The organism is Allobosea sp. P1_A7 (genome assembly GCF_056406775.1).
The window spans coordinates 1-7528 of the sequence record NZ_JBFTZN010000280.1 but is presented as its reverse complement, the minus strand read 5'-3'; the positions used below and the strand labels follow the sequence as shown (position 1 = coordinate 7528).

8 protein-coding genes are annotated in these 7528 nt (G+C 63.2%); 3 read left to right on the top strand and 5 right to left on the bottom strand.

Annotated elements, in window-relative coordinates:
• Positions 1 to 49: 49 nt before the first annotated feature.
• The gene (locus AC1D34_RS30995; RefSeq protein WP_476826290.1) at positions 50 to 400 is read right to left on the bottom strand and encodes a hypothetical protein; all 351 of its coding nucleotides are present in this window, start codon (positions 398 to 400) and stop codon (positions 50 to 52) included.
• A 68-nt stretch (positions 401 to 468) separates the two neighbouring features.
• On the opposite strand from AC1D34_RS30995, the gene AC1D34_RS30990 reads away from it, so the two are divergent.
• Positions 469 to 762: a hypothetical protein gene (locus AC1D34_RS30990; RefSeq protein ID WP_441493678.1), complete on the top strand. Its 294-nt coding sequence runs from the start codon at positions 469 to 471 to the stop codon at positions 760 to 762.
• Positions 763 to 950: 188 nt separating this feature from the next.
• Here the strand turns inward: AC1D34_RS30990 and AC1D34_RS30985 are convergent, their stop codons facing one another.
• The 3 genes from AC1D34_RS30985 to AC1D34_RS30975 all read right to left on the bottom strand — a co-directional run bounded on the left by AC1D34_RS30985 (position 951) and on the right by AC1D34_RS30975 (position 4604).
• Positions 951 to 1742: a hypothetical protein gene (locus tag AC1D34_RS30985; protein WP_441493677.1), complete on the bottom strand. Its 792-nt coding sequence runs from the start codon at positions 1740 to 1742 to the stop codon at positions 951 to 953.
• Positions 1743 to 1909: 167 nt separating this feature from the next.
• The gene (locus AC1D34_RS30980) at positions 1910 to 3526 is read right to left on the bottom strand and encodes an arylsulfatase (RefSeq protein WP_441493703.1); all 1617 of its coding nucleotides are present in this window, start codon (positions 3524 to 3526) and stop codon (positions 1910 to 1912) included.
• Positions 3527 to 3665: 139 nt separating this feature from the next.
• The gene (locus AC1D34_RS30975) at positions 3666 to 4604 is read right to left on the bottom strand and encodes a formylglycine-generating enzyme family protein (RefSeq protein WP_441493702.1); all 939 of its coding nucleotides are present in this window, start codon (positions 4602 to 4604) and stop codon (positions 3666 to 3668) included.
• 620 nt (positions 4605 to 5224) lie between these two features.
• On the opposite strand from AC1D34_RS30975, the gene AC1D34_RS30970 reads away from it, so the two are divergent.
• Positions 5225 to 6175: a glutathione S-transferase family protein gene (locus AC1D34_RS30970; protein WP_441493676.1), complete on the top strand. Its 951-nt coding sequence runs from the start codon at positions 5225 to 5227 to the stop codon at positions 6173 to 6175.
• A gap of 257 nt (positions 6176 to 6432) precedes the next feature.
• Here the strand turns inward: AC1D34_RS30970 and AC1D34_RS30965 are convergent, their stop codons facing one another.
• Entirely contained in the window at positions 6433 to 6831 is a 399-nt protein-coding gene (locus tag AC1D34_RS30965) for a hypothetical protein (protein WP_441493675.1), read from the bottom strand.
• 440 nt (positions 6832 to 7271) lie between these two features.
• Here AC1D34_RS30965 and AC1D34_RS30960 point away from each other — a divergent pair.
• Positions 7272 to 7528, top strand: a 257-nt coding sequence (locus tag AC1D34_RS30960; protein ID WP_476826291.1) for an RpiB/LacA/LacB family sugar-phosphate isomerase, incomplete at its 3' end; no start/stop codon positions are given.

The window sequence follows — 7528 nt, the reverse complement described above, 5'->3', positions numbered from 1 at the left end:
GCTCGGACCCCAGCACCTCGCGTCTCTCCCTGGATCATGACTGATGAGGTCAGAGCCGGCGCCCCTTCATCCGGCAGAGCCCATTCCCTGCGGGGTCCGTATCGCCCCGTTGCGGACCTTTCGGCGACGGGGCATGAAGTACCTTTGGAGGTATCAGGACGTGGAAATGACCGATGTCCAAGAGCGAGCGCAGCAGATATTGCGTGCTGAAGCGGCGGCCATCGCGGCCGTAGAGGTTAATTCGGCTTTCGATGCTGCGATTGAGGCCATAGAAGCCTGTCGCGGCAAGGTGATCGTCACCGGCATGGGGAAAGCCGGCTTTTCTGCCAATCGTTTTGCAGCCGCTCTCTGTTCGACCGGGACGCCAGCGGTCTTTGTGCACCCAGGCGAGGCCGCGCACGGCGACCTGGGCGTCTCGGCCCAGGGGATTGCCTGTTCGCATTCTCCACGTCAGGCAAAACGCGCGAAGTGGTCGAGATGGTCGAACTGTCCCGGCATCTGGGGCCCCACAAGGTCATCGCCGTTACCTCGCATCCCCAGTCCGATCTTCGTCTTGTGAGCGATATCATCATCGACATGGGACAGATCGCGGAACCCTGTTCCTTGGGACTGACCCCGACCGCGAGCATTGCCGTCATGTCGGCAATCGCCGATGCCCTGGCGTTGATCGTCATGGAGCGGCGTGGCTTTACGCGAAAGGACTATGGCCTCCGGCACCATGGGGGTTACCTTGGTGCCAAGGCGCGTTTGGACAACGTCTGAGAGCTCGCCCCGAAACGCGCCCTCGTCAGGTGTTCCGGGTGCGACGCGGTCGATGACCTGCCTTTTCCCCGCCGCGCCGGCTTCGTTTCCGTCCGCCGTTGACGGTCAACCGTCCACGGCTCCCCCTTTGCCGGCGGTTTGCGGGACGAGGCGGCGCCCGCACGCGCACGTTCCGGGCCGGGCTCCGCTCATGGTTCCGCCGTGCCTACCCGCCCGAGCGCAGCGTCAGCCTCGACCACGGGATCGTTGAAGGTCCAGCGGGGGATCGTGCGCATGCGGTCGAGGCCGGCGAAGACGGCCGCAAAGCCGCCATCCGGCGAAACCTCGCGGAGCGCGGCATCGAAAGCCTGGCCGAACCCGTTGAAGCCGTCGGCCTCCACTTCGCAGAGATGAATCTGGTTCCAGTCGATTCGCAGCGCCGGGTCACGGTAGAGCACGGCCGCCGTCTCCATGGTCCGGAACGTCCCGATCCTGTTCGCCTGGACGAGCTTCGCGGCAGCCGGCCCGATATAGTTCCGCATGATCTCACGGTATTCGCCGAGAGAGGGAGCGCGCACCTCGATATATTCTAGCGACACCTGCCGCTCGGGCCGATCGGCTGAGCCCTGCCAGTTTCGCGGCAGGACGAAGGCCGCGGGGGTGGTCAGGAGAATCTCCGCGCGCAGCACCTGGATCTGCGGCGGTTGCTGTTTGACCACGAGCTCGTGAATGGCGTCGGCAGGAACGATGTCTTGGAAGTAGCTCAGTTCGAGATGGCTCCAGACAGCCGCTTCCGAAGCGTTCCGAAAGACGGAGCGGTGCCGATACAGCGCCTGCCCGAGGCACGTTTCCCCGAAGCGCGCCCAGTCGACGACGCGGTCCTCGAGCTCGGCTTCCGCTCCGGGATCCGCCTGGATCGTCCGGGCAAGCACCACGAGGCGGTCGCCGGGCTCGATCCGGGCCAGTTGCGACCCGTCAAGGGCATGGACACTCTCAGCCATTGGACGCCTCGGATCGCTCGTCTCGTCGCATCTGTCCCCGCTGGAACGATCGTCATCGAGGGGCATGCGCATCAAAGGGGTCGGCTCTATCGAGCCCTGAATCGAGCGTTGCTGCGACGATTTCGGCCGGGCCTCGTCCGGCCCGGCCAGCCGACCTGGGGCCGTGTTCAGTTGCCCGACGGCAGCGGGATGCTGATACCCTCCTTCGACAGGATGTCGCGGACGCTCTGGAATCTCTGATAGTCGGAGAGCGTCATCGGCCCGGTATAGCTCTCGCTCTGCAGCTTGCGCGGCGGATACTGCACATAGGTCTTCATCAGCTTGTTGATGGCCTCGGAGATGGTCACCATCGTCCAGGTGCGCTCGGTGTAGTTGTTCATGAAGATGTCGTAGCGCTCCTGGGGATCCTGCCAGAGGTCGAAGACCTGCGGGACGGTGGCGACATATTTCTCCGCGCCCTTCCAGCCGAGATTGCTGTCCACCGCCAGACCACCGGTCGGGGCGCCGTTGTCGCCGCGCAGGTTGAAGACGGCCTTGTAGTTGCCGATGCGTGCCGCGCCCGGAGAGAGCTCGTTCTCGGTGAAGTAGAACCACTCGTTCCGTGGCGAAGGGCCGGTCCCGAACAGCACCGGCGACAGGTCGTAGCTGTCGAAGATGATCGGCTGGTTGGCGCGATCCTGGGTCGGCAACCGCACCCCGCCGACGGAAGCGAATGTCGCCATCAGATCGAGACCGCCAGTCACCTCGTGGTTCTTGGAGTTGGGAGCGATCTTGCCCGGCATCCAGGCGATGGCGGGAACGCGGTTGCCGCCTTCGCGAACCGTGCCCTTGGTGCCGCGGAACGGGGTATAGCCGGCATCGGGATAGACGTCCTGCCAGGCGCCATTGTCGGTGGTGTAGAAGACCAGCGTGTTGTTGGCGCGGCCGGAGCTGCGGACCTTGTCCATGATCCGCCCGATCCGCGCGTCGAGCTCGACGACGGAATCCGCGTATTTGCTCTTCGACATCGACTTATGGATGTAGTCGGGATGCGGCATGTTGGGCTGGTGCACCTTCATGAAGTTGATGCTCATGAAGATCGGCTCGGGCGAATTCGCGTTGCGGTCGAGATAGTCGAGCGCCGCCTTCTCGACATAGCCGTCGAAGAACGGGATGCCGACCACGCCTTCGGCGCCATTGATCACCGGCGTGTCGACATATTGGCCGTTGATCTTGAACTCCTCGCGCGCCGGCTGCCCGGCATTGCCCGACAGGGCTCCCTTCGTCACCCGCTGGAACATCGCCCGAAGCTCGGGTGACATATCCGGGAACCAGGTCGGGTCTGCGTAGGTGTAGGCGTTGAGATGATAGAGGCCGCAATATTTCATCTCGTCGTAGCCCTGGGCATTGGGCAGTGCGTAATCGGCCTCTCCCAGGTGCCATTTGCCGGTGAAAAAGGTCTTGTAGCCACCGGTCTTGAGCACCGAGGCCAGCGTCCACTCGGCTGCCGGCAAGCCGCCGCCCTGGCCCTGGAAGGCCACGGTCGTCATGCCGCTCCGGTTCGGGATGCGGCCCGTCTGCATGGCGGCGCGGCCGGGCGTGCAGCTTGGCTGCGCGTAGAAGGAGAAGAACGTCATTCCCTCCGCCGCCAGCTTGTCGATATTGGGGGTGGGCATGCCGCGGCCGATGCCGCCGCCATAGGGGCCAAGATCGCCATAGCCGGTGTCGTCCGACACGATCATGATGATGTTCGGTCGCTGTTGCGTCGCCGGCGCCGGGGCTGGTTGCGTCTGGGCCGCCGCCATCCCGCTGAAGGCGAGCGATGTGAGTGCGGTCGCTCCGAACAGCGCCGCGCTGTAGCGCTCGCGCCAGGCTCCGAACCGCTCCAGCGCCCTGGCCGTGGAACAGTCTCTTTCATCAAGCTGCAAGCAATCAGGCATGACCTCACTCCTCAGGCTGCTTTGGATCGGACGGTGGTCTCCAGACGCATCGAAAACCGACATGGCTGGTCGAGGTGTCGACCGGCTCGGCATGGCGCGCGGCCGGGCGATAGCGGCGGCAATAGTTGGGGGCGCATAGGTGCGAGCCGCCCTTGATCACCTTGCGTGGAATCCTGATCTCCGGTTGTCCGGGATCATAGCTTGCCGCCTCCCGCCCGCCCCGCGGGTTCACCGGGATGCAGCAGGCTTTCGCCGCGTCGGCCTCGTGCCGCGCCGAGTACCAGTCCTCAGTCCATTCCCAGACATTGCCGATCATGTCGTGGAGGCCATAGCCGTTGGGCGGAAAGGCGGTGACCGGCGAGGTGCGCTGGAAACCGTCCTGGTTGCTGTTCTCGTGCGGGAAGTTGCCCTGCCAGGTGTTCGCCAGATGCCGGTTGCCGGGCGTGAGCTCCTCCCCCCAGGCATATTCGGCGCCGTCGAGCCCGCCCCGCGCTGCGAATTCCCATTCCGCCTCGCTCGGCAGGGCCTTGCCGGCCCAGCGCGCATAGGCGAGCGCATCGGCGAACGTCACATGAACGACCGGATGGTTGTCGAGGGCGTTGATATTGCTCCCGGGGCCGTAGGGGCGACGCCAGTTCGCGCCCTTGGTGAGGTTCCACCATTGGCTCCAGTCGCGCAGGTCGACCGGCCTCGTCGGCGGCGCAAAGACCAGCGAGCCGGCATAGAGCATATGCGGCAGCGTGCCGGGATAGTCCTTGGGATCGGGCACTACTTCGGCAAAGGTGACGTGTCCCGTTGCCCTGACGAATTCCTTGAACTGCCGGTTGGTCACCGGGGTCCGGTCCATCCAGAAGCCGTCGACGGTGACGCGATGCGCTGGAGCCTCCTCGGGGTAGTGCCGGTCCGAGCCCATGCGGAAGGTGCCGCCGGGGATGGAGCTCATGCCTGGTGGCGGCGCTGTTCCTGCATCGGGGGAAACATGCGGTTGATCGCGGGGAGCCGAAGGCTGTCCGTCGACGATTTCGAGGATACGCATGGCAGGCACTCTTTGGAGAATTGGAGCAATTCTGTTCTAGAGTCAGAGAATGACAACACGAGACGATCGCGGCACTTACTTCAAGGTAATTTTTCAGAATCTAATTAAATGACAGGAGGACGACAGAGAGATGGCAAGATAAGTTATAAATCTAATCTATAATCAAAATTCGATATTACGAATTGCAATTAAATTGCAGAATAATTAATGTATTACATCCCATGTTAGAGACGTTTCTCGCGGGTGTCTACTGTGTACGAATGAACTCCGATCACGTCCCCTTGCCCAGGGGGGTTGTTGCCCCATAGCCAGAAAGGCTTGGCTGCCTTCGACCGAAATCCGCCGCCCTCGTCAGGGCTGGACGCAGGATCCATTCGATGTGGAAGGCGCCCAAGATAAAACAGCCAACCCAGCCGATTATGGATAGTCTCAACCTCACTTCCATGGGCGGCGCGAAACGGCGAACCTTTCAATGAAGGGTGAACCCGCAGGCATTGCTGCCACGCCAATCTTGAAGGAATTCCGAGATGGGTTTGCTGATAGATGGTGCCTGGCATGACCAATGGTACGACACATCGTCAACCGGCGGCCGCTTTATCCGGAAGGACAGCGCATTTCGCAACTGGGTGACGCCTGACGCCTCGGCTGGCCCAAGCGGCATTGGTGGTTTTGCCGCGGAGCCTGATCGCTATCACCTCTACGTAAGCCTGGCGTGTCCTTGGGCACACCGGACCCTGATCATGCGCGCCCTGAAGGGATTGGAAGAGCTTGTTTCGATCTCGGTCGTGCACTGGCTGATGCTCGAAAGCGGCTGGGCGTTCCAGGCAGGCCCCGGGGTCGTTCCCGACGCGGTCAATCACGCGCAGTATCTGCATCAGGTCTACACCGCTGCCGATCCCCACTATACCGGCCGGGTCACGGTTCCTATCCTGTGGGACAAGCGGACCGGCACCATCGTCAACAACGAGTCTTCCGAGATCATTCGGATGTTGGGAACGGCGTTCGACCATCTCGGCGCATTGTCCGGGGCCTACTATCCCGCGCCCCTGCACGAGGAGATCGATGCGATCAATGCGCGGGTCTATGACACCGTCAACAATGGTGTCTATCGCGCCGGGTTCGCGACAACCCAGGAGGCCTATGAAGAAGCGATCGGACCCTTGTTCGATACACTGGACTGGTTAGAGGAGCGGCTGAAGGCACGGCGCTATCTGCTCGGAGACGACCTGACCGAGGCAGATATCCGCCTGTTCACCACGCTCATTCGGTTCGATCCGGTCTATGTCGGACACTTCAAGTGCAACCTGCGCCGCATTGTCGATTACCCGAACCTCTGGCGTTACGCCCGTGACATCTACCACCTGCCCGGCGTTGCCGGGACGGTGAATATGCAGCACATCAAAGGCCACTATTACGAGAGCCATCGCACGATCAATCCGACCGGCATCGTCCCCCTTGGCCCAGAGATAAGCTACTGAAAGAGGACGAAAAGCCCCGGCAACCGCGCAAGCAGTTCATCGTGCCCAAGGTTCTGGTTCTTGATTGCTCTTCCCGTGGCCATGTCGAAACGCTGGCCTACGCCGAGGCCGGCCCCTCAGCAGCGGCCTCGGCAGGCAGTCATCTACGTCGCGTCTTGTCCCGCCCCATGTGCGGCAGAGAAGCGCGGCTGTCGTAACGAAATTTGGGGGGACGCCCCGCGCGCCCGGACGAGCGCGCGGGAGAGGCAAACGAGCGTTCAGCGGTAGTCGCGGTAGTCGTACGCCGGGGCATAATAGCGCCTGCCGTAGACCGGCGCGGCATAGACCGGCGCGGCATAGTAGCCATTGTCGTAGTAGTAGGGATCAGCATAGGCGCGGCGGTTCGCGGCGATCGCTGCGGCACCCAGAATTCCGAGGCCAACGGCGCCGGCCACGGCTGCGCCACGGCCGCCGCCATACCAGCCGCCGCGGTAGCCACGATAGCCACCGCGATAGCCGCGGTAACGATATTGCGAATATTCCGCCGCTGCCTTGTTGAGCCGCGAGGCATCCACGACCGGACGCGCTTGCCCAGCGAAGGCCGGCACGGCCGAGCCCGCCGTGACCACGCTCGCGGAAGCCAGCGCAACGATGGCRGTTTTCCTGAGGGACATCATGATCGAATCTCCTTTTATCGGGCTCTCCTCCTCCCGAAGCTGAGGACAGGTTCGCGCCGCCCGGTTGAATGGCGGGTGAACCAATCGCGGCTGGATTGCGGCAGAGCGCAAAGCCATCTGCCTCGCGCGCGTGTCGCCGGACAGCCGCCGTGAAGGGAAGCGATCAACACTTCCGAAGCTGCACCTGTTGATCAACGAAGGGCGCAGCCGGTTGTTCCGGCTCGCCGTCATGTCTCCGAGAGCGGAAGCCCGCATGCCCGCTTCGCGCAGGTGACGATCGCGGACTCGATCACGGCCGACCATCACGGCCGACCATCACGCCATCGGCCTCCGCGTGGATCAGCGCGGTCGTCTGCTTGCTGTCGCGGATATTGAGCGTCGCACCCTGCTTGGCCATGAGACCCTTGAAGCGCTCGCTGGAGGCCGCCTATACCGTCTCCATGACAGCCAGCAACCGCATCGTCCTCTCCAGCGACCACGCCGCCATTCCGCTCCGGCAGGCCATCGCCGCTCATATCGCGGCGCATGGCTGGGTCGCGGTCGATATCGGACCGACGACGCCGGAGAGCACACCCTATCCCAGGCATGGCGAAGCGGCGGCACGGCTCGTCGCCTCCGGCGATTGCCGGTTCGGCATCATCCTGTGCGGCACCGGCCAGGGCATCATGATGGCGGCGAACAAGGTCAAGGGCATCCG

Bases quoted from the DNA above. Each gene is read 5' to 3' on its own strand.
- AC1D34_RS30985 (WP_441493677.1), bottom strand. From the start codon at position 1,742: ATGGCTGAGAGTGTCCATGCCCTTGACGGGTCGCAACTGGCCCGGATC.
- AC1D34_RS30980 (WP_441493703.1), bottom strand. From the start codon at position 3,526: ATGGCGGCGGCCCAGACGCAACCAGCCCCGGCGCCGGCGACGCAACAG.
- AC1D34_RS30975 (WP_441493702.1), bottom strand. From the start codon at position 4,604: ATGAGCTCCATCCCCGGCGGCACCTTCCGCATGGGCTCGGACCGGCAC.
- AC1D34_RS30970 (WP_441493676.1), top strand. From the start codon at position 5,225: ATGGGTTTGCTGATAGATGGTGCCTGGCATGACCAATGGTACGACACA.